At 52.2% G+C, this 24,592-nt stretch carries 28 protein-coding genes; 27 read left to right on the plus strand and 1 reads right to left on the minus strand.

Annotated elements, in window-relative coordinates; genetic code table 11:
- Window positions 1-12 precede the first annotated feature (12 nt).
- The 22 genes from AC0YN4_RS21145 (at window position 13) to AC0YN4_RS21250 (ending at window position 18,402) form a co-directional block, all read left to right on the plus strand.
- Window positions 13-885, plus strand: a complete 873-nt coding sequence (locus tag AC0YN4_RS21145) for a sugar phosphate isomerase/epimerase family protein (RefSeq protein ID WP_475836709.1) — start codon at window positions 13-15, stop codon at window positions 883-885.
- Complete coding sequence (locus AC0YN4_RS21150; protein WP_475836685.1) at window positions 882-2,054, plus strand: Gfo/Idh/MocA family protein; 1,173 nt, start codon at window positions 882-884, stop codon at window positions 2,052-2,054. The genes AC0YN4_RS21145 and AC0YN4_RS21150 overlap by 4 nt, the downstream gene beginning before the upstream one ends.
- A 37-nt stretch (window positions 2,055-2,091) precedes the next feature.
- Window positions 2,092-2,895, plus strand: a complete 804-nt coding sequence (locus AC0YN4_RS21155) for a sugar phosphate isomerase/epimerase family protein (protein WP_475784157.1) — start codon at window positions 2,092-2,094, stop codon at window positions 2,893-2,895.
- Window positions 2,882-3,967 carry a Gfo/Idh/MocA family protein gene (locus AC0YN4_RS21160; protein ID WP_475784158.1) on the plus strand — a complete coding sequence of 362 codons (1,086 nt, stop codon included), beginning with the start codon at window positions 2,882-2,884 and terminating at the stop codon, window positions 3,965-3,967. The genes AC0YN4_RS21155 and AC0YN4_RS21160 overlap by 14 nt, the downstream gene beginning before the upstream one ends.
- Window positions 3,968-4,056: 89 nt before the next feature.
- Window positions 4,057-4,926: a helix-turn-helix domain-containing protein gene (locus tag AC0YN4_RS21165; protein ID WP_475784159.1), complete on the plus strand. Its 870-nt coding sequence runs from the start codon at window positions 4,057-4,059 to the stop codon at window positions 4,924-4,926.
- A gap of 39 nt (window positions 4,927-4,965) precedes the next feature.
- A complete protein-coding gene (locus AC0YN4_RS21170; RefSeq protein WP_475784190.1) occupies window positions 4,966-5,742 on the plus strand; it encodes an SDR family oxidoreductase in 777 nt (258 codons plus the stop codon).
- Window positions 5,743-5,835: 93 nt separating this feature from the next.
- Window positions 5,836-6,762 carry a LysR family transcriptional regulator gene (locus AC0YN4_RS21175; protein ID WP_475784160.1) on the plus strand — a complete coding sequence of 309 codons (927 nt, stop codon included), beginning with the start codon at window positions 5,836-5,838 and terminating at the stop codon, window positions 6,760-6,762.
- A gap of 221 nt (window positions 6,763-6,983) precedes the next feature.
- The gene (locus AC0YN4_RS21180) at window positions 6,984-7,850 is read left to right on the plus strand and encodes a transporter substrate-binding domain-containing protein (RefSeq protein WP_475836686.1); all 867 of its coding nucleotides are present in this window, start codon (window positions 6,984-6,986) and stop codon (window positions 7,848-7,850) included.
- 30 nt (window positions 7,851-7,880) lie between these two features.
- Window positions 7,881-8,663, plus strand: coding sequence for an amino acid ABC transporter permease (locus AC0YN4_RS21185; protein ID WP_475784162.1), 783 nt, complete (start codon window positions 7,881-7,883; stop codon window positions 8,661-8,663).
- Window positions 8,660-9,370 carry an amino acid ABC transporter permease gene (locus tag AC0YN4_RS21190; RefSeq protein WP_475836687.1) on the plus strand — a complete coding sequence of 237 codons (711 nt, stop codon included), beginning with the start codon at window positions 8,660-8,662 and terminating at the stop codon, window positions 9,368-9,370. The genes AC0YN4_RS21185 and AC0YN4_RS21190 overlap by 4 nt, the downstream gene beginning before the upstream one ends.
- Complete coding sequence (locus tag AC0YN4_RS21195; protein ID WP_475836688.1) at window positions 9,367-10,119, plus strand: amino acid ABC transporter ATP-binding protein; 753 nt, start codon at window positions 9,367-9,369, stop codon at window positions 10,117-10,119. Before AC0YN4_RS21190 ends, AC0YN4_RS21195 begins: the two co-directional genes overlap by 4 nt.
- Before the next feature lie 21 nt (window positions 10,120-10,140).
- Complete coding sequence (locus AC0YN4_RS21200) at window positions 10,141-11,154, plus strand: LLM class flavin-dependent oxidoreductase (protein WP_475836689.1); 1,014 nt, start codon at window positions 10,141-10,143, stop codon at window positions 11,152-11,154.
- Window positions 11,151-12,323, plus strand: coding sequence for an amidohydrolase (locus AC0YN4_RS21205; RefSeq protein ID WP_475836690.1), 1,173 nt, complete (start codon window positions 11,151-11,153; stop codon window positions 12,321-12,323). The genes AC0YN4_RS21200 and AC0YN4_RS21205 overlap by 4 nt, the downstream gene beginning before the upstream one ends.
- Window positions 12,320-13,330 (plus strand): GNAT family N-acetyltransferase, encoded by a 1,011-nt coding sequence (locus AC0YN4_RS21210; RefSeq protein WP_475784167.1) that lies wholly within the window; start codon window positions 12,320-12,322, stop codon window positions 13,328-13,330. Before AC0YN4_RS21205 ends, AC0YN4_RS21210 begins: the two co-directional genes overlap by 4 nt.
- Before the next feature lie 19 nt (window positions 13,331-13,349).
- Window positions 13,350-14,678, plus strand: coding sequence for an LLM class flavin-dependent oxidoreductase (locus tag AC0YN4_RS21215; RefSeq protein ID WP_475784168.1), 1,329 nt, complete (start codon window positions 13,350-13,352; stop codon window positions 14,676-14,678).
- Between the two features lie 109 nt (window positions 14,679-14,787).
- On the plus strand, window positions 14,788-15,417 hold the full coding sequence (gene sigY, locus AC0YN4_RS21220) for an RNA polymerase sigma factor SigY (RefSeq protein WP_475836691.1): 630 nt from the start codon (window positions 14,788-14,790) through the stop codon (window positions 15,415-15,417).
- The gene (locus AC0YN4_RS21225; RefSeq protein ID WP_475836692.1) at window positions 15,410-15,769 is read left to right on the plus strand and encodes a YxlC family protein; all 360 of its coding nucleotides are present in this window, start codon (window positions 15,410-15,412) and stop codon (window positions 15,767-15,769) included. Before sigY ends, AC0YN4_RS21225 begins: the two co-directional genes overlap by 8 nt.
- Window positions 15,769-15,969, plus strand: a complete 201-nt coding sequence (locus AC0YN4_RS21230; RefSeq protein ID WP_475784171.1) for a sigmaY antisigma factor component — start codon at window positions 15,769-15,771, stop codon at window positions 15,967-15,969. The genes AC0YN4_RS21225 and AC0YN4_RS21230 overlap by 1 nt, the downstream gene beginning before the upstream one ends.
- 18 nt (window positions 15,970-15,987) lie before the next feature.
- Complete coding sequence (locus AC0YN4_RS21235) at window positions 15,988-16,194, plus strand: PLDc N-terminal domain-containing protein (protein WP_475784172.1); 207 nt, start codon at window positions 15,988-15,990, stop codon at window positions 16,192-16,194.
- Entirely contained in the window at window positions 16,191-17,138 is a 948-nt protein-coding gene (locus tag AC0YN4_RS21240) for an ABC transporter ATP-binding protein (protein ID WP_475836693.1), read from the plus strand. The genes AC0YN4_RS21235 and AC0YN4_RS21240 overlap by 4 nt, the downstream gene beginning before the upstream one ends.
- Window positions 17,135-17,920, plus strand: coding sequence for an ABC transporter permease subunit (locus AC0YN4_RS21245; protein WP_475836694.1), 786 nt, complete (start codon window positions 17,135-17,137; stop codon window positions 17,918-17,920). Before AC0YN4_RS21240 ends, AC0YN4_RS21245 begins: the two co-directional genes overlap by 4 nt.
- 101 nt (window positions 17,921-18,021) lie before the next feature.
- On the plus strand, window positions 18,022-18,402 hold the full coding sequence (locus AC0YN4_RS21250) for an ATPase (RefSeq protein ID WP_475836695.1): 381 nt from the start codon (window positions 18,022-18,024) through the stop codon (window positions 18,400-18,402).
- Window positions 18,403-18,896: 494 nt separating this feature from the next.
- Here AC0YN4_RS21250 and AC0YN4_RS21255 read toward each other — a convergent pair whose 3' ends face one another.
- Window positions 18,897-19,766 (minus strand): hypothetical protein, encoded by an 870-nt coding sequence (locus tag AC0YN4_RS21255; RefSeq protein WP_475836696.1) that lies wholly within the window; start codon window positions 19,764-19,766, stop codon window positions 18,897-18,899.
- A gap of 314 nt (window positions 19,767-20,080) precedes the next feature.
- Here AC0YN4_RS21255 and AC0YN4_RS21260 point away from each other — a divergent pair, with 314 nt between their 5' ends.
- The 5 genes from AC0YN4_RS21260 to gatA all read left to right on the plus strand — a co-directional run bounded on the left by AC0YN4_RS21260 (window position 20,081) and on the right by gatA (window position 24,572).
- Window positions 20,081-20,845, plus strand: a complete 765-nt coding sequence (locus AC0YN4_RS21260; RefSeq protein ID WP_475836697.1) for an ABC transporter permease — start codon at window positions 20,081-20,083, stop codon at window positions 20,843-20,845.
- 6 nt (window positions 20,846-20,851) lie between these two features.
- Window positions 20,852-21,667, plus strand: a complete 816-nt coding sequence (locus AC0YN4_RS21265) for an ABC transporter permease (RefSeq protein WP_475784178.1) — start codon at window positions 20,852-20,854, stop codon at window positions 21,665-21,667.
- A gap of 37 nt (window positions 21,668-21,704) precedes the next feature.
- Window positions 21,705-22,691 carry an ABC transporter ATP-binding protein gene (locus AC0YN4_RS21270; RefSeq protein ID WP_475836698.1) on the plus strand — a complete coding sequence of 329 codons (987 nt, stop codon included), beginning with the start codon at window positions 21,705-21,707 and terminating at the stop codon, window positions 22,689-22,691.
- Between the two features lie 99 nt (window positions 22,692-22,790).
- A complete protein-coding gene (gene gatC / locus AC0YN4_RS21275; RefSeq protein WP_091223885.1) occupies window positions 22,791-23,078 on the plus strand; it encodes an Asp-tRNA(Asn)/Glu-tRNA(Gln) amidotransferase subunit GatC in 288 nt (95 codons plus the stop codon).
- A gap of 36 nt (window positions 23,079-23,114) precedes the next feature.
- On the plus strand, window positions 23,115-24,572 hold the full coding sequence (gene gatA, locus AC0YN4_RS21280) for an Asp-tRNA(Asn)/Glu-tRNA(Gln) amidotransferase subunit GatA (protein WP_475836699.1): 1,458 nt from the start codon (window positions 23,115-23,117) through the stop codon (window positions 24,570-24,572).
- The last annotated feature ends 20 nt before the right edge of the window (window positions 24,573-24,592 follow it).

The raw sequence follows: 24,592 nt of genomic DNA on the forward strand, positions 1-24,592 counted from the left end.
GCAAGCCATATGTTGAAACTATCTGTATTCACGGTTGCGACACCGGACCTTACGCCGGAAGAGCTATGCGAAGCAGCATCAGCTGCCGGAATCAGCGGCATCGAATGGCGCTGCAAAGACACGCCGGCAGAGCTTCGCAAGGAGGCGCCTTCCTTCTGGGGAAACAATATCTGCACACTTTCGCAGCATGCAGATGAGGAAGAGATTAGTCGTTTCGAACAGGCGGCGAACCGATCGGGCATGAAGACCATCTCCATAACGCCGTATATCCAATGCGGCGACATTGAAAGCACAGAGCATGTCATGCGGCTTGCTAAGCGTTTTGGGGCATCCATGATTCGCGTCGGCGTGCCCGGTTACAACCGCACGCGCAATTATAACGAGCTCTACGAGGAAGCGACCGCGTACCTCAAGGTAGTAGAGCAGCTGTCCCGCCACTATGGTGTCAAAGCGCTGGTGGAAGCTCATCATGTAACGATTGCGCCAAGTGCTTCGCTCGCGCACCGTCTCGTATCGCCTTTTGATCCGGATTGCATTGGTGTGCTCTATGATCCCGGCAATATGGTCTATGAAGGGTTCGAGAATTATCGGATGGGCATGGAGCTGCTTGGCCCATATTTAGCGCATGTTCATGTTAAGAATGCAGGCTGGCAGCCACCACGCGAGGAATTATCAGACCCGCTGCAATCGCAAGAATGGTCTTGCAACTGGAGCGCTATCGCCAACGGTCAAGTACCGTGGAAGCAAGTGCTCCGCGACCTGAAGGCTGTCGGATACGACGGCTGGTTTGGCGTGGAGGATTTCAGCAACACCTTCGATACACGAACCATGCTTCAGACGTACGCCAATCAGATGAAAACTTGGATGGAGGAGATCAACGAATGAAGCAGCTTCGCTACGGTATTATCGGAATCGGAAACATGGGCTCAGGCCACGCAAACATTTTGACATCAGGCACAATCAAAGGTGCAGTGCTCACGGCGGTCTGCGACGGTTTCGCAAGCAAACGGGACTGGGCAAGAGAGAAATTCGGCGATAAAATCGCTGTGTTTGAGAGTGCCGAGTCGATGATCGAATCCGGCCTTATTGACGCCGTCGTCGTGGCTACACCGCATTACGATCATCCTACGGAAGCGATCCAAGCTTTCAACAAAGGCATGCATGTGTTGATCGAGAAGCCAGCAGGCGTCTATGCCAAGCAGGTGCGGGAGATGAACGAAGCGGCTGCGGCAAGCGGCAAAACCTTCGGAATCGTCTACAACCAGCGGATGAATCCGCTCTATCAGAAGCTGCGCGAAATGATTCAATCCGGCGAGATCGGCGAAGTCCGTCGCATCAACTGGATCATTACCAACTGGTACCGGACGCAGGCTTACTATGACTCCGGCACTTGGCGTGCTACATGGGGCGGCGAAGGCGGCGGCGTTCTGATCAACCAATGCCCGCATAACCTCGATCTGTGGCAGTGGACGACTGGCATGATGCCAACCCGGATGCGCGCATTCTGTCAATTCGGCAAGAATCGGAATATTGAAGTCGAGAACGACGTGACGGCTTACGCCGAGTACGAGAACGGAGCAACGGCGGTATTTATCACATCCACTTCGGATGCGCCGGGCACGAATCGTCTTGAAGTATCCGGAAGCCGCGGCAAAATCGTAATCGAGAACGATAAAATGACGTTCTGGCGTCTGCGCGAAGAAGAAGCGGCTTTCAACGCCCGCAACACGGAACCATTCGCTTCGCCGGAATGCTGGAAAATCGATATCCCAAGCTCGGGACCGAGCCCGGAGCATGCAGGTATTCTGCAAAACTTCACGGATGCCGTCCTGCTGGGAACGCCGCTCGTTGCTCCGGGTGAAGAAGGAATTAAGGGCTTAACGCTCTCCAATGCGATGCATTTGTCCACTTGGCTGGACGGATGGGTGGATCTGCCGCTGGACGAAGCGCTGCATGAGGCGGAGCTGAATAAACGAATCGCAAGCTCGACGTTTCAGAAGCCTGAGGCGGCTGCAGCAGAAACCAAACCGGCTGATCTTACGGGCACGTTCTAACCAATCCAATTCATCCAAATAAGGGAGAGTGGCCTCATTGTATAAGAAGCAAATCGCCGCACAGCTCTATACGCTTCGTGACTACTGCAAGACAGCCGAGGATCTGGACGCCGCGCTGAAACGGGTCAAAGCGATCGGCTACGATGCTGTGCAAGTATCCGGCATTGGTCCAATCGCACCGGATGAAGTGAAACGCATATGCGACAGCCATGGCTTGGCCATCTGCGCCACTCACGTACCGACTCACCGTCTGCTGAACGACCTTGACGCGCTTATTGCGGAGCACCAAGCATGGGGCTGCAAATATGTCGGCATCGGCTCTATTCCGCCGGAATACCGGAATGACAAAGCGGGCTACACGGCCTTTGCGGACATCATGAACGAGATCGGCGATAAGCTGGCGGAAGCCGGCCTGGAGCTCATCTATCACAATCATAAATTCGAATTCGAGAAGTTCGAAGGCAAGACCGGCATGGATTGGCTGCTTGATGCCAAAGACAGCCCAAGCGGTGCATTCAGCTTCGAGCTGGATACGTACTGGGTGCAAGCCGGCGGAGCCGACCCTGTCAGCTGGATCATGAAGGTTGCCGACATGAAGGTTGTCCATCTCAAGGATATGGCGATCGTGGGCGACCAGCAGGTATTCGCCGAAATCGGCGAAGGCAACCTGAACTGGCCGGCGATTATCGAAGCTTGCCGCGAAACGGGCGTTGAATGGTATGTCGTCGAGCAGGATGTTTGCCCGGGCGATCCGTTCGAGAGCCTGGAGATTAGCTACCGCGCGCTGCAGCAGCTCGCCTATCAAACGGAAGAGGAGCTGAAGCGCGATGTCAGGGTTTAACCGCAGCGACGGCATGAACTATGCGCCGGTAGCGATCAAGAAACCGGAACCGGTCGTCGGCGTCGGCGAGTTCGTATTCGCCGCCATGGGTCTTGATCACGGCCATATCTACGGTCAGACGAACGGTCTTCTCGAAGCAGGTGCAACGCTCAAATGGGTATACGACCGCGATCCGGCGAAGGTCGAGCAGTTTCTGAAGGTCTACCCGCAAGCGACGGCTGCCGCCTCGCCGGAGGTTATCCTCGAAGACCCGCAGGTCAAGTTGGTCGCGTCTGCCACCATTCCATCTGATCGTGGTCCGCTTGGCGTCACGGTCATGAAGCACGGCAAGGATTATTTTACCGACAAAACCCCGTTCACCACGCTGGAGCAGCTCGCGAAAGCACGGGAAGTAGCGGCGGCGACGGGACGCAAGTACATGGTCTACTACAGCGAACGGCTGCACAACGAAAGTGCGATCTATGCCGGCAAGTTGCTGGAGGAAGGCGCCATCGGCCGTGTCGTGCAGGTGATCGGAACCGGCCCGCACCGGCTGAACAAGCCGTCCCGTCCGGATTGGTTCTTCCGCAAGGAACAATACGGCGGCATTCTATGCGATATTGGTAGCCATCAGATCGAGCAGTTCCTGCACTTTGCAGGCTGCAAGGACGCGACTGTTGCGAGCAGTAAAGTCGCCAACTATAGCAATCCGGACTATCCGGAGCTTGAGGACTTTGGCGATGCAACGCTTATTGGGGACAACGGGGCGACGAATTATTTTCGCGTGGACTGGTTAACTCCGAACGGGCTTGGCACTTGGGGCGACGGACGGACGATTATTCTCGGCACTGACGGGTATATCGAGCTGCGCAAATATATCGATGTGGCGCGCGACAAGAGCGGCGATCATGTCTTTCTGGTCAACCACGAAGGGGAACATCATCTCTCGGTTGGCGGCCAGGTCGGATTCCCATACTTCGGCGAGTTGATTCTGGACTGCCTGAACCGGACGGAGAATGCGATGACGCAGGCCCATGCTTTTAAGGCGGCGGAGCTCTGTATGCTCGCGCAAAATAAAGCCGTCCGTTTGTAAAGGAATCTATACAATGGTGATGTGCGACATGGTAAAATCATTTCATTAGGATGCGCCCTGATAAGGTGCCTCAAATGGAGGGGAACTGTGTGCCGCTCACGATGCAATGGCAGCAGCCGATCGAGCTGATGTACCGGAACGATGAACCGTATCCGGGCGCTCAATTTCATTCGCATGCCTTTTATGAAATGTATTATTTTCAAGAGGGCGAATGCAACTATTTGATCGGCGACAAGCTGATTACGCTTCAACCCGGTGATTTGATCCTGATGCACGGAATGACGCTTCATTGTCCGAACCCGGCACCGCATAAACCTTACATTCGCACGATTATACATATGGATCCGGCTTACATCCATAAAGTGCTTCAAGCGGATACGGCGGCGATGCTGCTGAAGCCGTTCGATGAGCTGCGCAATATTCGCATTTCCCTCAGTCCCCAGGATCAAGCAGAGCTTGAAACGCTGCTGGCTGAGATGGATCAGCTGTATAAGCGGACGAACGAGGCAGGAGTGCGAACGGCTTATAATCGGTTTGTCATGCGGGTCATCGAGCTGCTGCATCTTATTCGGGATTGGTGCAGCGAGCCGGTTAACGAGCGGGAGCATCGTTCCCAGAAAGAGCAGCATGTTCAGCGTGTCATCTCTTACTTGGAGGATCATTATCTCGAGGAAGTGACGCTCGATCATATCGCCAGTGCGCTTCATTTGACGAAACCTTACCTGTCCAACCTCTTCAAAGACGTTACCGGTACAACGGTATTCAAATACTTATATAATCGGCGGATCAATCAGGCCAAAATGATGTTTCGGCTCGAGCCCAGGCAGTCCGTTTCGGAGGTGTGCCGCGCTGTCGGGTTTCACCATCTGCCGCATTTCAGCAGGCTGTTCAAAACCACGGTCGGTGCAAGTCCGGAGACATACCGGAAGCGGATGCTCCAGCTCGTTGCCGAAAGCTAAAGCCTAGCGTGCGCCGCCGCACATACGGAGGCGTTCTATATCGGAAGCTCATTGTTTGATTTAACGGGCCGTACGGCGGTCATTATTGGCGGCACAAGCACGCTCGGCAGCGTCATGGCCGAAGCGATGCTTGACCATGGTGCGCATGTGGCACTTGTCGTCCGCAGCAAGGAGAGAGCGGAAGAGAAGCTTGCACCTCTGCTGGAAACCGGGCGAGCGACGCTGTTTGAGGCGGATGCAGCGGTGAAGACGGATCTTGAGCGCGTGCTCGGTGAGATTACCGACTGGTCGCCAAAAGGTCGAACGGATATCTTGCTGCATGCGGCAGGCACGAACAGCGCGACGCCATTCTTCGATATTACGGAAGAAGAATGGGACCGGATCATGGACGTCAACGCGAAGAGTGTGATGCTGGCCTGCCAGGTGTTCGGCCGATCAATGATCGACGCCGGTCACGGCGGAAGCATCATTACGATCAGCTCCGTCTCCTCGGGACCGCCGCTCTCCCGCGTGTTTACGTATTCGGCTTCGAAGCATGCCGTGAACAGCATGACGCAATTTCTGGCGCGTGAATTCGCCCCGCATGGCGTTCGTGTCAACGGTATCGTACCGGGGTTCTTCCCGGCGGAGCAGAACCGCGCCATTCTATCGCCGGAGCGGGTGGAAAGCATTATGAGCCACACGCCGATGAAGCGCTTTGGCGATCCGAAGGAGCTGCAAGGCGCAGTCGTTTGGCTGGCCTCTGAGGCGGCATCCGGTTATGTCACCGGCTCGCTGATTCGCGTAGACGGCGGCTTTGGCGCGATGACGATATAACGATCCATACGGCTAGTTCCGCATCATATGTGGAACGGCCGTATTTTTTTACGAAAATTCCACTTTACAATTACTTAATTCCGAGTTATCTTATTGGTTAAATATGTATTGGTCAGCAGTGTCGATTCGGAGGTGGTTACCGTCAACATAGAAAATATCGAAGCGTTTGTGTACGTCATCCACTGCGGAAGCTTTAATAAAGCCGCCGAAGCCTTATTCTTATCCCAACCCTCCGTTACGGCACGCATACAATCGCTCGAGCGGGAGCTCGATTGCAAGCTGTTCGATCGGAACGGCAAGCAGGTGCAAATTACGGAAGAGGGAAAACGGTTCCTGCCGTATGCGCAGCAGCTGTTGCTGACTTACCAGAAGGGCAAGCTGAACGTGAGCCGAAAGAAAATGCCCGAGGAATTCAGGATCGGCTGCACGGTTTCCGTATCCAACTACATCATCCCGCAGCTGATGCCGAGGCTTCAGCGCAAATTCCCGAATATCTACTATAAATTCGTGACCGGCACCACGGACGATATTGTCTCCAAAATACTCAATAAGGAAGTCGACGTCGGCTTCGTCCGCAAAGTTAATCATCCCTCCCTTCATTCTGTCAAATTTTACGAGGATCCAATCTCCCTATATGCCTATGAGGATCATCCTTTCATCGGTAGAACAAACTTATCCGTCGAAGAGATCGCGCTGCAGCCGCTCGTCTTCTTCGAATGCGGAGCGCTCGACTGGCTGCGCATTCACCGCGTATTCGAACATCTGGAGCAGCCGCCTAACATTCGGATCCAGACAGATAACTCGGAGATGGCTAAGCGGCTAGTCATAGGAAAGACGGGGATCTCATTCCTTCCCGGCCTAAGCGTACGGGGAGAAGTAGCCCAAGGAAAGCTGATTCCGCTTCGAGTTGCGGAGACGGAAGGGATCTCTTTGCAGACGAACGTCATCTCCTGCCTTGGCGAGCATACGCAATTATTTACGGAGATCATGGATATTGGTAAACACCTATTCGAAGAGTAGGAACAAGGGCTGAACTTGATGTCGCAAGACAGGGGTCAGCCCTTTCGATTACCTATAAACTAAGTAAATTTGTAGGAATTATCGGAATTTTTAATCTGCATATTGAAAATCTCTATTAGACGATGGGTGAAGGCGGTGATATCGTTAATCTCAACATTAATTCTTACTTAACCACTAGGAATTATAAGTTTAAAGGTTCCACTAAAAACGGAGGGGTTAACATGAAGAAATCGATCGTATTGGCAGCAAGTTTTATCCTGATTCTTACCTTGTCGGCTTGCGGTACCAAGGATAATAACACAAGCAACGCAGGCACAACCAATGTCTCGTCCGACACTACGGCAGCAACGAACACAGAAGCACCGCAAGAAGTGAAGAAGATCGTCGTCGGAACAGGCAATCAGTTCCCTAAGGTTGCATTCATCGACGAAAGCGGCAAGCTGACCGGCTATGACGTGGAATTGATCAGAGAAATCGATAAGCGCCTGCCTGAATACGAGTTCGACATTCAGGTACTGGAATTCAAAAATATTCTACTCAGCCTGGAAACGAAGAAAATCGATTTGGCCGCTCATGAATTCGAGAAAAACCCGGAGCGCGAAGCGAAATACTTATTTAACAAAGAGTCTTATGCGCACTGGAAAAATAAAATCATCGTTTCCAAAGACAACAATGATCCGATTGAATCGCTCGACGATTTGAAAGGCAAGAAAATATTTACGACGGCCACCAGTGCCGAGGCGACGATTCTGGAGAATTACAACAAGGAGCACGATAATGCGCTGAACATTGTATATTCCAGCGGTGCGGCTAATGACGCCTTAACCCAAATTACTTCCGGTCGCGTGGAAGCTACCGTAGGCGCGGATTTCGTGCTACCGATTATCGATCCGGAAGGCAAGCTGAAAACCGTCGGCAAAGAGCTCAGCGAAGCGGATATTCTGTTCTTGTTCCGCAAGGACGATGCGGAGCAGCAGACGCTTGCAGATGCAGTAGACCGAGCGATTCTAGAAATCAAGGCAGACGGTACGTTATCCAAAATCAGCAACGAATGGCTTGGATTCGATGCAACTGTATCTGAGAAATAGACATTATTCAAGAAAGGGTGAGGTCGGTCTATGGGTGCTCCATTCGATATCGCCTATGTTGTCGAGTATTTCTGGAAGCTGCTTCCGTTTATACGGATTTCGCTCATTATCGTAGCGAGCTCCATCTTGGTCGGGCTGGGCGTCGGTTTTCTCGTCGCCCTTCCCCGGCTTTACAGGGTGCCGCTGCTGCAGCGGATTTCCCAGCTCTATGCCTCTTTTTTTCGAGGAACGCCGATTATCATTCAGCTGTTCTTGATCTATTACGGATTGCCGGAATTACTGAAAGCCGTACATGTAGACGTAAGCAAGGTGTCGGCATTGTACTTCGTCATTCTGGCTTACGGGCTGCATAGCGGAGCCTACATTTCAGAAGGAATCCGAGCTGCGGTGTCCGCCGTGGATCGGGGACAAGTCGAAGCGGCTTATGCGGTTGGGATGACCGGTTATCAGGCGTTCACTCGAATCGTCTTCCCTCAAGCGCTGGCCATCTCGATTCCGATTCTGGCTAACTTGGTTATCGCAACGTTGAAGGACACATCGCTCGCTTTTACACTCGGCGTTATGGAGCTTACGGGGAGATCGCAGACGCTGCCCACGATGTCCAGGCATTTGTTTGAAAGCTATATTGCTTTGGCCATTATCTATTTCATTATCAGCTTCTTCTTGGAGAAATTGTTTTATTTCACGGAGCGCAGGCTGCTTAAGCATGAAACGGCCATAACGAACACCAGCAAACTCCCTATGGGCAAAAAAGGGCTGAATCGGTTATTGGATGCGAAAGTAGCATGGGGCAAAGGAGGCACAGGCTTATGACATTGGATTTCGGGTTCATCTGGCAAGCCTTTCTGCTGCTGCTTCCGGCTATTCCGAACACGATTTATATTACTGTCGTCTCCGTCGGTTGCGGATTTATCATTGGACTGATTGTTGCGCTGTCCCGCATCTTCGCCATTCCTGTGCTGAGCCAGATCGGTACGGCTTACGTTACGTTTATTCGGGGGACGCCGATGCTGACTCACTTGCTCCTGATTTACGTCGGATTGCCCATGATCGTCGACAGCTTAGCCGAGCAGTACCATTGGTCGTTCAACTCGGTTTCGATTCCGATGATTGGTTTCGCGTATCTCTCATTCTCTATCACCGCAGGCGCTTATTTATCCGAAGTCATTCGTTCCGGCATTCTCGCAGTAAATAAAGGTCAAATGGAGGCGGCTCATTCGATCGGGATGACCACTTTCCAGGCGCTGCGCCGAATCGTATTGCCACAAGCCTTCGCGGCTGCGCTCCCCAATTTGTCGAACAGCTTGATCGGCATGCTGCATGGCTCCACGCTCGCTTTTACCGTATCGGTTGTGGAAGTGAACGCCAAGGCAGATATTATCGCAACGACGAATTGGAAGTTTTTCGAGGCGTATCTTGCAGCGGCGCTTATTTTCTGGGGGCTTACCATTCTGATTGAGCAGGCAACTGCGCTGCTGGAGAAGCGCATTAATGCTTATAACCGCGGAGGTGTAGCATGATTAAACTTACGAATATTTCGAAATCCTTCGGCCGCAACGAAGTGCTGAAAGGAATCGATCTGACCGTTCAGACAGGTCAAGTCGTTGCTATTCTCGGTCCCAGCGGCTCGGGCAAGACGACGCTTCTCAGATGTATTAATTATTTGGAGAAGCCGAGCGACGGGGAGATTTCGATCGACGACTTTAAGGTGAATTGCTGGAAACCTTTGAAGAAGGATATCCATACCTTGCGTGGGAAAACCGCCATGGTGTTTCAGAATTATAATCTTTTTCGGCATAAGACTGCCCTTGAGAACGTAATGGAGGGGCTCGTGATCGTAAAGAACATGTCTCGAGAGGAAGCACGCCTAAGAAGCATAGAACTGCTGGAGAAGGTAGGACTTAGGGGCAAGCTGGATTCGTATCCGAGCCAATTGTCCGGAGGACAGCAGCAGCGCGTTGGCATTGCCAGGGCGCTTGCCTTGAATCCAGACGTGATTCTGTTCGATGAACCGACCTCTGCGCTTGATCCCGAGCTGGTTGGCGAAGTGCTTGCCGTCATCCGCAAAATTGCCAAGGAAGGGATTACGATGATCATCGTTACTCATGAGATGGGCTTCGCCCAAGATGTCGCGAATCACGTCGTGTTTATGGACGAAGGCGTTATTGTCGAGGAAGGTCCCCCCAAGCTCATCTTTCAGTCGCCTAAGGAAGCGCGGACGAAACAATTTCTGGCCAGAATTACGCCGGAGAGCGCCTATTCAATTTAATCGAATGGAGTTGGAAGATACATGGCTTTGAAATTCGGCATTTTGGACCAAAGCATCGTTTTCCCCGGACAGACGCCGGCGGAAGCGCTGGGCAATACGATCAAGCTGGCTCAATTGGCGGAGAAGCTGGGTTATGAACGTTTCTGGGTGTCGGAGCATCATGATTCCCCGCAGATGGCTGGCGCATCACCGGAAGTATTGATCTCACATTTGCTCGCTCGAACGAGCAAGATTCGGGTCGGATCAGGCGGAGTCATGCTGCAGCATTATAGTCCATACAAAGTCGCCGAGAATTTTAATGTATTAGCCTCGTTGGCGCCGGGACGGGTCGATCTTGGCATCGGACGCGCGCCGGGCGGCTTGCCTCGTTCCACCAAGGCGCTGCAGAAAGGCTTAAGCGAACCGGAAACACTCGAAAGTAAGCTGACAGAGCTGGAACAATTGCTCCATGGCTCGTTTGGAGATGACCATCCACTTGCCGGGTTGCAAGCTAACCCGTTGCCGGCCCGGCCCGCTGACATCTATTTGCTCGGCACGAGTATTTCAAGCGCAAAACTGGCTGCGGAGAGAGGGTATCCCTACGCTTTCGCGTTATTCATCAACAACGATCCGGAAACGGCTCGACTTGCCTTCGAGAGCTACCGGACGCATTTCAATCGAGATAAAGGAGGCGAACCCTATGCCATCCTTGCCTTGTCGGTCATCGTGTCGGATTCCGAAGAAGAGGCTGCTGAGCTCGCCGGTCACTTCAAGAACGTTCGCGTTACGCTGGCAAGCGGCAAGGTCGTAAATGTCGGTTCGCTTGAGCAGGCGGAGGAATTTGCTAAGCAAGCCGGCGAGGCGTATACGGCCGAAATCCGCGAAGCGGATATTACGCGAGGAACGAAGGAGTCGGTTAGAAAACGGTTGTCGGAGCTTCGTGATACGTACGATGCGGATGAGCTGATCTTCACGACGATCATACCTGACTTCACCAAGCGAGTAAGAAATTTCGAGCTGCTGCAGGAAGCTTTCGAGGAGAGTATACGAAGATGAGCATCTCGTTAGCCGACAAGCTCCAAGAGCGCTTGGTTGCTTATAGACGTCATTTACATGAGAATCCCGAGATCTCTCATGAAGAGTTCGCTACGACGGCGACCCTTCGTACATGGCTTTCGGAGTCGGACATCCGCATCGCGGATTATCCGCTGAGAACCGGTCTTGTCGCTGAGGTAGGCGGTTACCGTGGAGGGCCGATTATCGCCATCCGCGCGGATATCGATGCATTGCCGATTCAAGAAGAAACGGGATTGCCCTTCGCTTCTAAAGTTCCCGGTGTCATGCATGCCTGCGGCCATGATTGCCATACCGCGATCGTACTGGGAACTGCGCTCTTGTTGAAGCAGCGAGAACAGGAGCTGGAAGGGACAGTGAGGCTGATATTCCAGCCGGCGGAGGAGAAGGCCAAAGGCGCTTCGCAGGTCATCGCGAGCGGGGTGCTTGAAGGTGTGAGTGCGGTGTTTGGCTTGCACAACAAGCCGAATTTACCGGTAGGCACAATCGGCATTAAAGCCGGACCGATCATGGCAGCGGCGGACGGGTTCGTCGTCGAGGTTGAAGGTCGCGGATCCCATGCCGCCGTACCGGAAGCGGGACTCGATCCCATCGTAGCCTCCGCCCATATTATTACGGCGCTGCAGTCTATTGTCAGCCGAAACGTAAGTGCGCTTGATAGCGCAGTTATCAGCGTGACTCGTCTGAACAGCGGAACGGCTTGGAACGTTATCGCGGACAAAGCCGTGTTCGACGGAACGCTGCGCACGTTCGATGAGCGAGTGCGGGATCGCGTGCGAGAGCGATTCGAGCAAGTCGTCGTCGGAGTTGGAGCAGCATTCGATACGAAAGCGACGGTCAAATGGATTACCGGCCCGCCTGCTGTCGTGAACGATTCCATATGGGCTGAACGTGCCGCCGAGATTGCCGAATCGCTTGGTTTGACGGTCGTGGAGCCTGCGCCGTCGCCGGCCGGGGAAGACTTTGCTTTTTACTTGCGGGAGGTGCCGGGTATTTTCTTCTTCTTAGGCACATCAGGCCCGCAAGAGTGGCATCATCCGGCTTTTGATGTGGATGAAAGGGCACTGTCAATCGGAGCTTTGTTTTTCGAGGCGTTAGCGGTAAAAGCCCTTAGCTCAATAGGTGTACTTAAAGGAGGAGAGCTACGATGAGTCAAAGTAAACTGCAAGATCTCATTCAAATTGACCACTACCTGCATACGTACGAACAACTGCAGCAAGCGATCGAAGGGCTGTCCGATGAGCAATTGCGCTGGAAGGCGGCAGAAGCTAAATGGAGCATTACCGAAGTTCTTGGCCATCTGGCTGACCACAATATCGTGGTTTCGTTTCGTGTTCGCGAAATTTTGTCCGATTCGTCGGTGCAATTGCCAGCGTTCAGTCAGGACCGCTGGGTAGCTGGGCAGAAGACGAACGAGGGGAATGCCGCGGATATCTTGACGTTCTATAACCACCTTCTGAACTACAACCGATTGTTGTTTGACCGTTTGACGATCGAAGATTGGAACAAGACGGGGGTTAATTTCAAAGGAGAAAGCGTAACGCTTGCTGCCATTGTTCAGTCTTTCATTACTCATGTACAGGGCCATCTGAAGCAGATTGCAAGAATTAAACAGGAAGAAATAGACGCGCAAAATAAAGTTATCATTCGACAGGCGAGGTCTTCCGATCGCGATGCGGTAGTTCAAGTGCTGCTGGATGCCTATCAGCAATATGAAATTACGCTTGATAGCGCACGCTGGGAGCAATATAAAGAAAATATTTTGCAGGCAATCGATGCGCCGACGACGAAGTCGCGGCTTGTTGCGGAGTTGGATGGACAAATCATGGGAAGTGTGTTCATTTATGAGTCGTCGGAGACCGCATATGGAGCGCCGGGATTAGAAATTCATAGTCCGATCATTCGGTTGTTAGGCGTATCGCGGCAAGCTCGCAAACGCGGTATCGCAACGGAGCTCATCCGCGAAAGCGCTAAGCTTTCTCTGGATTGGGGCGCTGACACACTCTACCTGCATACATCAGACATTATGGATTCCGCGGTTCGGTTGTACGAACGGTTGGGATTCGAGCGAGCATTCGATAAAGAGTTTCGGAACGGAGATATCTTAGTCAAGAGCTACCGGCTTCGGCTGAAGGAATCAGCTTTATTGCAATCCTAAACTTAGGGAGGAATCCGTTATGGCTAATCATAAAAAGTTGAAGCTAGGCGCAATCATTCACGGAGTTGGCGGCAATGTATCCGCTTGGCGGCATCCGGAGGTACCCGTGGACGCAAGCGTGAACTTTGAATTTTACCGAAAACAAGCTCAAACAGCCGAAGAGGGGAAATTCGATCTTGTCTTCATCGCCGATGGTCTCTATATTAACGAGAAGTCGATCCCCCACTTCCTAAACCGATTCGAGCCGATTACGATACTATCTGCGCTTGCAGCGGTCACTTCCAAGATAGGCCTTGTCGGTACATTATCAACCTCATACAGTGAACCATTTACCGTTTCCCGTCAGTTCGGATCCCTCGATCATCTGAGTGCAGGCCGCGCGGGCTGGAACGTGGTCACTTCCCCGCTTGAAGGGTCGGCCAAAAACTACGGGAAACCCGAGCATCCGACGCATGATGAACGGTATAAGATTGCCGAAGAATTTTTGCAGGTGTCACGCGGCTTGTGGGATTCATGGGAAGACGATGCGTTCGTCCGGGATAAGGCATCCGGAGTGTTTTTCGACCCGTCCAAAATGCATCGTCTCGATCATAAAGGCGATTATTTCTCCGTGCAAGGACCGCTTAATATCGCGCGTTCCAAGCAGGGACATCCGGTGATCTTCCAAGCGGGTTCGTCCGAGAGCGGCAGGAAATTGGCTGCGAGCAGCGCTGATGCCGTATTCACCGGACATGAGAACATTGACGAAGCGAAGGCGTTCTATAAGGATGTAAAAGATCGCGCAGTTGCGCTGGGCCGTTCGCGTGATGATATCGTGATTCTGCCTGGCGTCGGACCGATCATCGGAGCGACGGAAGAAGAAGCCGAGCGCAAGTATTTGGAATACGCGAACTTGGTGACGATTGATAAGGCGCTTGAATATCTTGGAAGGTTCTTCGAGCACCATGACTTCTCCCAATATCCGCTCGACGAGCAGTTCCCTGAGCTAGGGGAACTCGGCAAGAACAGTTTCCGCAGCGGAACGGATAAAATCAAGCAATTGGCCCGAGAGCAGAAATTGACGCTGCGCGAAGTGGCGATTCGTACGGCGACGCCTCGCAGTGAGTTTATCGGGACGCCTGAGAAAGTCGCGAATTTGCTTCAACGCTGGCATGAGGAGGAAGCGGCGGACGGCTTTATCCTATATGCACCTACACCGGACGCTCTGCGCGATTTCGTGGAGTCGGTCGTGCCGCTTCTACAGGAACGCGGCATCTATCGGACGGAATATGAGTCAGATACCTTACGCGGTAATCTCGGTTTGCCAGTGCCGGTGAATCGGTATACTGCTGCGGCTAAAGTGAATTAATCAGGGTATGACAATACAGGAAAGGCCATCCAAGCGGGTGGCCTTTCCTGCGTCGTGATACCATATCCATATGTAGCGGAAGGAAACCGGAAGTTTTTTTGCAAGGCAAGTGAACAATCGAGCAACCTTGATCGTCATATTGGCGAGAATGAAGGAAAGAGGCTTATTTCAAGCAGCGGGTGGGGAGAACACGATGATCGGGATGGAACAGCTCGGGGATGAAGCGCAGCTAGTGAAACGTGCAGTTCGCGGCGATGACCTTGCGCTGTCGACCCTGCTGCGCAGCCATTACACCTTGTTGTATCGATACATGTTGAAGGTAACGATGAACAAGGCGATGGCCGAGGATTTGGTACAGGATACGATGCTGAAGGCGATTGAGAAGATCGGCACGTTTCGGAAGCAAAGTAAATTTTCAACATGGCTGATTTCCATTGCAACCCGGCGTTATATCGACGAGATGCGCAAGCAGCAGAGAGAACAGAAGTGGCAAACGCAGGAGCAGGCGCTGCAATCCATCCGGTTTCATGCCGCGATGCAGCAGCAGGAATGGCCGCATGCGCTCGATGCGCTTGGCGCGTTATCTTACGAGATCCGGGTGCCGATATTGCTCAAATATTATTACGGCTATGCCTACGAGGAAATCGCTTCATGGCTCGACATTCCTGTCGGTACGGTGAAGTCGAGGCTGCATAACGGACTCAAACAGCTAAGGAAGGAGCTTGACGAGAATGAATAAAGACAGTAAACGCGGCAAGCAAAGTGACAACGATGATCTTCAAGATGAGCAGCATTTTCAACAGCTGCTCGGGGGTCATCTGGAAGAATGGGACCGCTCCATACAGCCGGACATTCCATCTGTCGACTCGATAGCGGTGCTGGTTCGTGAGCATAAGAAAGAGCTGGGTCGTCGTTATATGCGGGAGCTGCTCTTATTCTGGCTGGTCAGCGCTTGTGTACTAAGCGGTTTGCTGCTGCTATGGGTGAGCAGCATCGTGATATTCGTAGCTGTGCAAATCTTGGCGTTTACGGCTGCGGCCATATTCGTGTTGCTGTTCATGGTCAAAGGCAGAGAAGGGCGGCGTCCTTAATGGTCGGATGGAAAATAGCTGTCATAATTGGCGCCGTCGTTATTTTACTATGCCAATCGTCCTGGCTGTTTAAGGATGCGAAGAAACGGAGTCGTTATCCTTGGTTTTGGGGGATATGGGGGCTGATTCAGTGTCCGATGCCGCTGATATTCTATCTGCTGATCGTTAGGGTGAACTGGTCGAAGCGAAGAAATACTTAAGGAAGAGGAGGTACAAACATGGATCATTTTTCGAATTCGATGATGCTTTCCCTTATATTGCCGCTAATCATTGTGCAGCTAATCTTGATGATAACGGCACTTGTTGTTTGCGCTCGCGCTGACGAGACGAGAGGGCCGAAGTGGATGTGGGTGCTCATTATTATTTTCATTAATATCATAGGAGCAGTGTTGTTCTTCCTCTTCGGAAGGAAGCAATCGTCATGATGGGGCTTGTTACGGTCGAAGGACTAAGCAAGACATTCAGCGGAGCAACATCCGCGCTGCTGGACATTCGTTTCACGCTTGGGGAAGGTCGCTGCACGGCACTGCTTGGTCCTAACGGAGCGGGCAAAACAACCACGATCCGCATTCTCAGCGGGCTGCTGCAGCCATCTTCTGGAAGCATCCGCTTCCGAGATCTTAAGCCGGGCGATGATCATCGCCTGCTTATTGGCTACTTGCCGCAAACACCGGCGTTTCACGGCTGGATGACCGCCGACGAATTTCTTCGCTACGCTGCGGGCTTGTGCGGCCTGACGAAACGGGAAGCAGCTGCCCGCAGCGCGGAATTGCTGGAGCGGGTTGGCATTGCCGATGCCGGCAAGCGGCGAATCGCCGGCTATTCCGGCGGGATGAAGCAGCGCCTTGGCTTAGCGCAGGCGCTCATTCACCGGCCGAAGCTGCTTATTCTGGACGAGCCGGTATCTGCTCTTGACCCGATTGGGCGCCGTGAGGTGATGGAGCTGCTTGCGGAGTTAAAGCATGAGACGACGATTCTGTTCTCCACGCATGTGCTCCATGACGCCGAAGAGCTGTGTGACGACGTGCTTATTATGAAGAGCGGGCGCATTGTTATCAGCGGGGCAATCGATGATATACGCGCTGCGTATCGAGAGCCGGTTATGCTGGTTGAAGTCGAAAATACGGAGGAAGCGCGGACGGCATTGTCGCAGTTGGTTTCGGAGGTATCGTCGTCGCAGCTTTATCATTCTGTGGGGCTTCAACCTGGCGGAAACGCTGCTAAGCTGCATGTACAACAAAATCAAATCGACGAAGCCAGAAGGATCGTTCTACAGCAGTTGCTGGATCGAGGAATACCCGTGACCAAGCTGGAATTCGGATCGACGACACTGGAGGATTTATTTATGAAGGCGGTGCAGCACGTATGAACCGGTGGCTGGTGCTTTTCGTTAAAGAATGGACAGAGCTGATCCGCAGCTACAAGCTTGTTTGGGTACCGCTTGTCTATATCTTATTTGGTGCGATGCAGCCCCTCTCCACCTATTTCCTACCGGACATACTTGCGCACGCCGGTAACCTGCCGGAAGGAGCGGTCATTTCAATACCGCAGCCTTCGGCGAATGAAGTAATGGCCGCGACACTGCAGCAGTTCAACACGATGGGACTGCTGGTGCTTGCCTTATCGGTTATGGGCAGTATTTCCGCGGAACGCACGAGCGGTTTGACCGCGATGATTCTAGTAAAGCCGATCTCGTATCTCTCGTTCGTCTCGGCCAAATGGGCTGCCATGCTGGTGCTCGTCTCACTCGCATTCGCAGGCGGCTTCAGCGCCGCCTCGTATTACACAGCGGCCCTGTTCGAACCCGTAGATTGGCGGAGCAGCCTTTATGCCTATCTGCTGTTCTTGCTGTGGCTAAGCTTCGCAGGCTCGCTCACGCTGCTATTTAGCGCATTGCTGCGCAGCGGGGCAGCTGCGGCCGCGTGCGCGCTCGGCACTGCGGCCGTGCTCGCGCTGACGGCCTCAGTGTTCCCGCACGCGCTCGCGGCAAGCCCGGGCATGCTGCCGAAGCTTGCCTACGCGCAGTTCACGGCTTCGCCAAGCGGGCAGGGAAGCCTATGGTCGGCTGTCTGCATCGCGATTGGCGTTATGGTTGCCATAATGGCAATCGCAGCTTGGTCACTGCGTCGTCGTCCATCACTGGAAATGTAATAATCAATAACCATTCTCATCTATTGGACTTCCTTTCTGAATTTTAGTAGGATAGAGTAGAGTCATAGAGTATGGTTATTGGTGACAGGAGTGAGACGCTAATGTATAAGCTTGGCCAACGTATCATTATTATATCGGACTTATTTGAACAGACCCTCCCGGTCGGGGAGTATGGTTATATAATCGCCTATGATCGCAATGCGGATAACGCGTTCGATTATGTGATCCGAGTTCCCAAAGCGAACCGGAATTTCTACGTGCCTGCCGCAGACATCGAGCTGGAGGAAGTGCTGATTAAGCAAGAGGTCGACCGTTTGGAGCGCGAAGCGCTGATCGACTTTGCGCTGGCGACTCATAATGCGGATCTGTTTCATCGCATCATGAACGGCGAGGAAGAATCACTGCAAGAAGAAGATGTCGAAGGCGAACCGCAAACTCGCGAAGAGTTTATTCGTCAAGTCCATCTGAAGGCTTGGATCTAACGCGAACCAAGCTATTCATCAGAGAAAGCCTCCATCCGAGTCATCGGAAGGAGGCTTTTTCAAATTTTCACGGACACCTGTTTGGGAGACTGCTGCCACCGCTATTCAACCGCCGAACTAACTAATTTCTATGCTGATAGCGGTATATCCGCTATCGAGGCTCCAAACTAGCTAATTCCTACTCTATAAGCGGTATATCCGCTTATGTGGTAACGAACTTTCTTGGTTTTTGAGTTGAGCGTTCGATTTTGGACCTCTCAGTTTCGACCTCACCTATTTCGAGGTTGAGAGTTCACTTATGCGACTCTCCCGATACAGCGAGAGGGATATTCAGCTAGTTTAGTCACTGAGCGTTCGATTACGGAACTTTCAGCTCTATCTCTTCATCACGCGTCTCGCGCCACCCGCGCCTAGCGTCCCGCGCCACCTGCGCCAAAACAAACAAAATGGCACAGGGGTAAACCCTGTGCCATCCCAATACCACCATATTACCCCTAAGCGTCCGTATCAGCAGCTGACGCAGCCGCCGATGTACCCGTATTTGCCTTGGTGTCAGCATCCTGCTTCACACCATTACGGTCGATTTTGATGGTATGTGGTTTTCTGTCCATTTTTCCATTCACGATCCGTGTTGCAATATCTGCCGCATTGGCAATTTCTTTATCAGCCTCAGCCTGTGTAAGTTTGCCGGCTTTCACAGCGGCATTCAAATTGTCCACAATGACTTGCTTCTGCGCATCAATCAGCTTCTGAACGTCGATGCCTTTCTCTTGGGCCAGATCAGCAAGGGACTTACCGCCGCTCAGTGCAGTCTTCAATTCCTCATCACTGAGACCAAGCACCTTGGCAGATGCACTGAAGTCAGCTATCTCGGCGCGAATGCCTTTCTTGAACTCCATCTTGAAGTTACCGCCTCGTTCACCGCCTCTTCCGAAGCCGATGTTATCTTTCATCGTGGAATCAAGCGATTTATCGAGATTGTCGGTGAACGCCTTTTTCTCTTCAGCTTGCTGTTTCTCGTATGCCGTTGTCATTGTTGCCTTCAACTGATCCCGTGTTACTCCTTGTTCCTCTGCAATTTGAGCCAATGTTTTACCGGCTTCGATTTTCTCTTTCAACGCCTTCATATCCAGCTTGAGCAAATCCAAAACCTCTTGGCTGTAGAAGCCGCCTGGACGAACCTTAATTCCTTCGCCTTTCAGACCAAACGGCCCTTGTCCGACGACTGCCGTACTGGTAGCCGTTGTAGTCGACTTTGCACTGTCAGTAGTTGTAGTCGTAGCGCTTGTTGCGGCATAGGCACTAAGTGGAATCATCACCGCAATAGCGGCCGTTAAACCGAGAGCTTTCATTGTTTTGTTCATTATTTCTTCCTCCTTGAATGTAGTTGTACTTGGTTACATTCCCCAGTATGGACAGCTAACCTTAAAGAAAGCTGAAGGCAACGTAAAAGCTCCCTTAGCCCAGGATGAAGTTTCTCTTCATATTTAGTCTTCATATTTAGTCTCCATATTTAGTCTCCATATTTTCTCTCCATATTTCCTCTCGATAATCTCTCTTCATAATTTACTTATTGCCCAAATCGCAATGGCAACGTTATCATATAACAAAAACATCCAATTATTGGACGGGGTTGGAAAGGGGGGCTTGCATGTCTGCTTATTACTACTTTTTCAAAATGAGAATTTTAACGACGATCGCCTATCGATTCGAAGTGTTCACCGGTATGGCCTCTAATGCTGTCATGCTGCTTGCATCCGTATTCCTTTGGAAGGCGGCATATCGGGGCTTGGGTTCCATACAAGACGTGAGTCAGGATCAAATGATCGTCTATGCCATCTTAGCCGTTGTGATGGGGGCGGTTCTATCCGTTAATGTTCAGAACGACATGTACTATCGGGTCCGGGAAGGGCATATCGCGACCGATTTCATTAAGCCCATTCATCTGCTTGGCATGTTCCTGGCCGAGGATCTCGGCACCACGGTAAGCGCGCTCGTCAACCAAGCCATCCCGCTTATTCTGCTGGCTTCGATTCTGTTTACCCCGCCGCTGCCGGTAAGCATGACAGCATTTCTACTCTTTATCCCAAGCCTTATGCTGAGCTTTCTGCTGCTTTGGCTCATGGGTGCTATCGTCGGCATGATCTCCTTCTGGGTCATGGAGCTAGGTAACCTCGGCAACGTGAAGGATGCAATCGTGCGTATTCTGTCAGGCAGCCTGATTCCGATTTGGTTCTTCCCCGGCTGGATGGCGACCGTGTCGAGTTATCTTCCGTTCCAGTACATGTACCAAACCCCGCTTTCCATTTATATTGGCAAAATCTCATACGCACAGGCAGGAACAGCGCTTGTTATTCAAGCGGTTTGGATTGCGGTGCTCGCTTTTATCGCGTACGCCGTGTGGCAGCGTGCCCAGCGTGTCACGCTCATTCAAGGAGGTTAATCCGTCATGGTTACCGCGATTCGTTATCATGCATCCGTAGCTTATTTCTTTGCAAAATTAGCCGTTCAACGTCAATTGGAATATCCGCTGTTTTTGGTCAGCTGGTTTCTTATGATCCCCTTACAGTACATCAGCGGAGTATGGGTGCTGAAGCTGATGGTGGAGCAGTTTCAAGCGCTGGCAGGTTGGACCTTCCCGCAGCTCGCATTTCTGTACGGATTAGGACTGCTGAGCCACGGCCTGTCCGTTATTTTCTTCATTCAAACCTGGCATATCGATAATATGGTGATCCGGGGTGATTTCGACCGGATGCTGCTTCGCCCAATGAACGTCTTTTTTCAATTTGTCATCAACTACGTGAATTTTATCGGACTCATCGATCTCATTCCCGGCTTCCTTATTTTCTTCTACGGCTGTGCTCAGATCGGCTTCGACTGGAATGTCATCAACGTGCTCAAGCTGCTTGGCGTCGTCATCGGCGGGATGTTCATCCGTGCCTCGATTTGTACGATCATGGGTTCGGCGGCGTTCTGGACCAAGCGCAGCGGATCGCTCGTTTCACTGACCTTGGCTACGATGGAACGGACGACCATGTACCCGCTTTCCTTATATCCGAGACTGATTCAGCTGGCTCTGACCTTCATTTTGCCGATCGGGTTTATCAGCTTCTATCCTGCAGCGGATTTCATCGGCCAAGAAGACGGGTTCACACTCCCTGTCGGACTGGCGATTTGGACGCCGGTTGTCGGACTTCTTATTTTTACGTTAAGCCATTTCGTTTTCCAAAGTGGATTGAAGAGATATGAAAGTGCCGGCTCGTAGCGGGTCGCAGCAGCAGAGAGAGAGAGGATGCGTGCGTATGATTGAACTTACGAATGTCGTCAAAGAATACACCGTCATTAAGAAGAAAAGCGGTCTAAGCGGCTCCATTCAGAGCTTGTTCCGGCCGGAGAAAACGATCGTGCGCGGCGTGGATGGCATCAGCTTCCGAATTGAGCCAGGTGAGATGGTTGGTTATTTGGGGCCGAACGGAGCGGGCAAGTCGACGACCATTAAGATGCTGACAGGCATTCTTCATCCTACCTCAGGCTCGGTGAGAATAGGCGGCATTTCGCCGCAGGAAAGCCGGAAGTCCGTCGTCAAACAACTGGGCGTCGTCTTCGGGCAGCGTACGCAGCTTTACTGGGATTTGCGGCTTGGCGAGACCTTCGAGCTGCTTAAACGCATTTACCGCATAGATGAAGATACCTATAAGGCGAATTTGGCGATGATGCATGATGTACTCGGCATCGATCAATTGATTAATACACCTGTAAGGCAGCTGTCGCTCGGACAGCGCATGAAAGGCGACTTGGCGGCGGCGATGCTGCATTCGCCATCCGTTCTGTTTCTCGACGAACCGACCATTGGGCTCGATGTCGAAGCGAAGCAGAACATCAGAACGTTTATCAAAGAGATGAATATGAAACGCGGCACGACGATTATTTTGACGACACATGATTTGGACGATGTAGAACAGCTATGCAAGCGTCTGATTGTCATCAATCACGGAAAAGTAGTCGAAGACGGTCCGTTGTCGGAGCTGATTCTGCGTATGGCGCCATATCGGCTGCTCGTACTCGATCTTAGCCAGCTTCCTGAGCCTTCGGCCTTGCAGCATCCAGGTGCGGAGTTGATCAAACAAGAGGGTCTTAAGCTGACGTATCGGTTCCACAAAAGCGATATCTCCGCGTCCGAGCTGATCAGCGGTTTATCGGCCAAGCTTTCGGTTGTCGATCTCAGCGTCAAGGAGCCAGACATCGAAGATATGATTCGGGAAATGTACCGCAGCTCCACACCGGCTTAGGCACATCCGCATTCGCATTCTCATTGAGTTTAAATGCAGGCTTACGTTATAATAGGTAGAATGTGTGCAAAATGGATGGAAAGGACGGGACCATAGACAATGAGCATAACCATCAAAGATGTCGAGCATGTGGCCAATTTGGCCCGACTGGAGCTTTCTGAGCAAGAGAAGGAGCAGTTTACCGGTCAGCTGAATGCGATTCTTAAATACGCTGAGAAGCTGGACGAGCTGCAAACAGACGGCGTGGAACCAACCAGCCATGTGCTGCCGGTTCACAATGTCATGCGTGACGACGTGATTCGCGAGTCGGTTACGAACGAGACTGCACTGCGTAATGCGCCGGATGATGAAGACGGCCAGTTCAAAGTGCCGGCTGTTCTTGAATAATAGTGTGAGGGTTTATACCGAAGGGAGGAACGGCTGTTGGCACTCTTTGACTTACGCCTACAGGAAGTACATAACCAATTAAAGAAGAAAGAGCTGTCGGTTGGCGATTTGGTGGATGCGTCGTATTCACGAATTGCAGCTACCGATGCTTCCATACAAGCGTTCTTGACGCTGAATGAAGAAGGCGCGCGCGCTGCGGCAGCTGAGCTTGACGGTGCTTTGGCGGCTGGGGGAGAGCAGGGATTGCTGTTCGGATTGCCGGCTGGCATTAAGGATAACATCGTGACGGAAGGCTTGCTAACGACTTGTGCGAGCCAGTTTCTGCGCAACTACGATCCGATTTATAACGCGACAGTAATGAAGAAACTGAACGCGGCCCAATCGGTTACGATCGGTAAGCTGAATATGGACGAGTTCGCAATGGGCGGGTCCAACGAGAATTCGAGCTTCCATCCGACACGTAATCCGTGGAATACGGAGTATGTACCGGGCGGTTCAAGCGGCGGCTCTGCGGCTTCCGTTGCGGCAGGACAAGTTTATTTCGCACTTGGCTCTGATACCGGCGGTTCGATCCGTCAACCGGCGGCGTACTGCGGTATTGTCGGTTTGAAGCCGACTTACGGCCTGGTTTCACGTTTCGGTCTTGTGGCCTTCGCTTCTTCACTCGATCAGATCGGTCCACTTACGAAGAATGTTGAAGATTCAGCCTATGTGCTGCAAGCAATTGCAGGCTACGATGCAGGCGATTCCACATCAGCTAACGTGGAAATTCCCGACTATGTCGGTGCGCTAAGCGGCGATGTCAAAGGACTTCGTATTGGCGTTCCGAAGGAATACCTCGGACAAGGTATCGATCCGAAGGTCAAAGAAGCGGTTCTGGCTGCGCTGAAACAATTCGAGAGCCTAGGCGCGACATGGGAAGAAGTGTCCTTGCCGCACACGGAATACGCAGTAGCGACTTACTATCTGCTCGCTTCGTCGGAAGCTTCCTCGAACTTGGCACGCTTTGACGGCGTTCGTTATGGCGTTCGCGCAGAGAATCCGGATAATTTGATTGAGCTGTATCGCAAATCCCGCAGCCAAGGCTTCGGGCCGGAAGTGAAGCGCCGTATTATGCTCGGGACCTATGCACTCAGCTCCGGCTATTATGATGCGTATTATTTGAAGGCACAGAAAGTCCGCACGCTGATCAAACAAGATTTTGACAACGTGTTCCAGAACTTTGACCTGATCATCGGGCCGACTGCGCCTACTCCTGCTTTCCGTATCGGCGAGCAAGTGGGCGACCCGCTCACCATGTACTTGAACGATATTTGCACCATTCCGGTCAGTCTTGCTGGTATTCCGGCAATCAGCGTACCTTGCGGTTTCGCAGATGGCCTGCCTGTTGGTTTGCAAATTATCGGCAAAGCGTTCGATGAGCGCACGGTGCTTCGCGCCGCGCACGCTTTCGAGCAGCATACTGAGCATCATAAACAGCGTCCGCAGCTATAATTCTCGGATGCCAATAAAGC

It is taken from the genome of Paenibacillus sp. J22R3 (assembly GCF_056269305.1).

Bases quoted from the DNA above. Each gene is read 5' to 3' on its own strand.
- AC0YN4_RS21210 (WP_475784167.1), top strand. From the start codon at position 12,320: ATGAGTCAAAGTAAACTGCAAGATCTCATTCAAATTGACCACTACCTG.
- AC0YN4_RS21200 (WP_475836689.1), top strand. From the start codon at position 10,141: ATGGCTTTGAAATTCGGCATTTTGGACCAAAGCATCGTTTTCCCCGGA.
- AC0YN4_RS21150 (WP_475836685.1), top strand. From the start codon at position 882: ATGAAGCAGCTTCGCTACGGTATTATCGGAATCGGAAACATGGGCTCA.
- AC0YN4_RS21205 (WP_475836690.1), top strand. From the start codon at position 11,151: ATGAGCATCTCGTTAGCCGACAAGCTCCAAGAGCGCTTGGTTGCTTAT.
- AC0YN4_RS21230 (WP_475784171.1), top strand. From the start codon at position 15,769: ATGGTCGGATGGAAAATAGCTGTCATAATTGGCGCCGTCGTTATTTTA.
- AC0YN4_RS21160 (WP_475784158.1), top strand. From the start codon at position 2,882: ATGTCAGGGTTTAACCGCAGCGACGGCATGAACTATGCGCCGGTAGCG.
- AC0YN4_RS21270 (WP_475836698.1), top strand. From the start codon at position 21,705: ATGATTGAACTTACGAATGTCGTCAAAGAATACACCGTCATTAAGAAG.
- AC0YN4_RS21250 (WP_475836695.1), top strand. From the start codon at position 18,022: ATGTATAAGCTTGGCCAACGTATCATTATTATATCGGACTTATTTGAA.
- AC0YN4_RS21240 (WP_475836693.1), top strand. From the start codon at position 16,191: ATGATGGGGCTTGTTACGGTCGAAGGACTAAGCAAGACATTCAGCGGA.
- AC0YN4_RS21265 (WP_475784178.1), top strand. From the start codon at position 20,852: ATGGTTACCGCGATTCGTTATCATGCATCCGTAGCTTATTTCTTTGCA.
- AC0YN4_RS21190 (WP_475836687.1), top strand. From the start codon at position 8,660: ATGACATTGGATTTCGGGTTCATCTGGCAAGCCTTTCTGCTGCTGCTT.
- AC0YN4_RS21215 (WP_475784168.1), top strand. From the start codon at position 13,350: ATGGCTAATCATAAAAAGTTGAAGCTAGGCGCAATCATTCACGGAGTT.
- gatC (WP_091223885.1), top strand. From the start codon at position 22,791: ATGAGCATAACCATCAAAGATGTCGAGCATGTGGCCAATTTGGCCCGA.
- AC0YN4_RS21235 (WP_475784172.1), top strand. From the start codon at position 15,988: ATGGATCATTTTTCGAATTCGATGATGCTTTCCCTTATATTGCCGCTA.
- AC0YN4_RS21225 (WP_475836692.1), top strand. From the start codon at position 15,410: ATGAATAAAGACAGTAAACGCGGCAAGCAAAGTGACAACGATGATCTT.
- AC0YN4_RS21180 (WP_475836686.1), top strand. From the start codon at position 6,984: ATGAAGAAATCGATCGTATTGGCAGCAAGTTTTATCCTGATTCTTACC.
- AC0YN4_RS21255 (WP_475836696.1), bottom strand. From the start codon at position 19,766: ATGAACAAAACAATGAAAGCTCTCGGTTTAACGGCCGCTATTGCGGTG.
- AC0YN4_RS21195 (WP_475836688.1), top strand. From the start codon at position 9,367: ATGATTAAACTTACGAATATTTCGAAATCCTTCGGCCGCAACGAAGTG.
- AC0YN4_RS21185 (WP_475784162.1), top strand. From the start codon at position 7,881: ATGGGTGCTCCATTCGATATCGCCTATGTTGTCGAGTATTTCTGGAAG.
- AC0YN4_RS21245 (WP_475836694.1), top strand. From the start codon at position 17,135: ATGAACCGGTGGCTGGTGCTTTTCGTTAAAGAATGGACAGAGCTGATC.
- AC0YN4_RS21260 (WP_475836697.1), top strand. From the start codon at position 20,081: ATGAGAATTTTAACGACGATCGCCTATCGATTCGAAGTGTTCACCGGT.